Here is a 1,976-nt window from a genome sequence, read left to right as displayed (position 1 = left end):
CCCGCGGACCAGACCCGAAAGCCCCGCCCGCAAACAATGATCCCCGGCCGGCGCGGGAACACCAGAAGCCACAGGCCCCCGCTCCCCTACGCACTGCGCAGAAAATAAGGTCCCTGTTGCCTCAGGACCCAACAGTGTGCCAAAAGATGAACCCCCGCGAACCGCCCCACACGTTCCAGGCACCCCCAAAAGGGCACCGTACTGGCATGAAACAACCGCAAAAGCCACCGAATCCGTTGATATTCCACCCTCGAGCACCCGCCGGATAACAAACGCATCCGCAACGGGCTCTCCTGCAAACCCCCGCAACCAACACACTGGAAGGCACGAAACGGTTTGAGGCGCTCCTTAGAAAGGAGGTGATCCAGCCGCACCTTCCGGTACGGCTACCTTGTTACGACTTAGTCCCAATCGCCGGTCCCACCTTCGACGGCTCCCTCCCAAACGGGTTAGGCCACCGGCTTCGGGTGTTACCAACTTTCGTGACTTGACGGGCGGTGTGTACAAGGCCCGGGAACGTATTCACCGCAGCGTTGCTGATCTGCGATTACTAGCGACTCCGACTTCATGAGGTCGAGTTGCAGACCTCAATCCGAACTGAGACCGGCTTTTTGGGATTAGCTCCACCTCACAGTATCGCAACCCTTTGTACCGGCCATTGTAGCATGCGTGAAGCCCAAGACATAAGGGGCATGATGATTTGACGTCGTCCCCACCTTCCTCCGAGTTGACCCCGGCAGTCTCCTATGAGTCCCCGGCCGAACCGCTGGCAACATAGAACGAGGGTTGCGCTCGTTGCGGGACTTAACCCAACATCTCACGACACGAGCTGACGACAACCATGCACCACCTGTGAACCGGCCCCGAAGGGAAACCGCATTTCTGCGGCGATCCGGCCCATGTCAAGCCTTGGTAAGGTTCTTCGCGTTGCATCGAATTAATCCGCATGCTCCGCCGCTTGTGCGGGCCCCCGTCAATTCCTTTGAGTTTTAGCCTTGCGGCCGTACTCCCCAGGCGGGGCACTTAATGCGTTAGCTACGGCGCGGAAAACGTGGAATGTCCCCCACACCTAGTGCCCAACGTTTACGGCATGGACTACCAGGGTATCTAATCCTGTTCGCTCCCCATGCTTTCGCTCCTCAGCGTCAGTTACAGCCCAGAGACCTGCCTTCGCCATCGGTGTTCCTCCTGATATCTGCGCATTTCACCGCTACACCAGGAATTCCAGTCTCCCCTACTGCACTCCAGTCTGCCCGTACCCACTGCAGACCCGGGGTTGAGCCCCGGGCTTTCACAGCAGACGCGACAAACCGCCTACGAGCTCTTTACGCCCAATAATTCCGGACAACGCTTGCGCCCTACGTATTACCGCGGCTGCTGGCACGTAGTTAGCCGGCGCTTCTTCTGCAGGTACCGTCACTTTCGCTTCTTCCCTGCTGAAAGAGGTTTACAACCCGAAGGCCGTCATCCCTCACGCGGCGTCGCTGCATCAGGCTTGCGCCCATTGTGCAATATTCCCCACTGCTGCCTCCCGTAGGAGTCTGGGCCGTGTCTCAGTCCCAGTGTGGCCGGTCACCCTCTCAGGCCGGCTACCCGTCGTCGCCTTGGTAGGCCATTACCCCACCAACAAGCTGATAGGCCGCGAGTCCATCCAAAACCAAAAAATCTTTCCACCCCCCGCCATGCGGCAGGAAGTCATATCCGGTATTAGACCCGGTTTCCCAGGCTTATCCCAGAGTCAAGGGCAGGTTACTCACGTGTTACTCACCCGTTCGCCACTAATCCCCGGTGCAAGCACCGGATCATCGTTCGACTTGCATGTGTTAAGCACGCCGCCAGCGTTCGTCCTGAGCCAGGATCAAACTCTCCGTTAATGTTTCAAACAGACACACACCCGCCGGCCAAGGAAAATTAGCCGGCCAGGCATGCACAAAATTCAAATCCAGGCTGATAAAACATCGCAGCACACCACGGGG

General features: G+C 58.2%; 1 rRNA gene. It reads right to left on the bottom strand.

The window, feature by feature from the left end:
* Positions 1–352: 352 nt before the first annotated feature.
* Positions 353–1,874: ribosomal RNA gene (locus WFH44_RS21330) — 16S ribosomal RNA — on the bottom strand.
* Positions 1,875–1,976 lie beyond the last annotated feature (102 nt).

Source organism: Arthrobacter sp. USHLN218, from assembly GCF_037144715.1.
Taxonomy (GTDB): Bacteria; Actinomycetota; Actinomycetes; order Actinomycetales; family Micrococcaceae; genus Crystallibacter.
This window is presented reverse-complemented; position numbering and strand designations above follow the sequence as displayed.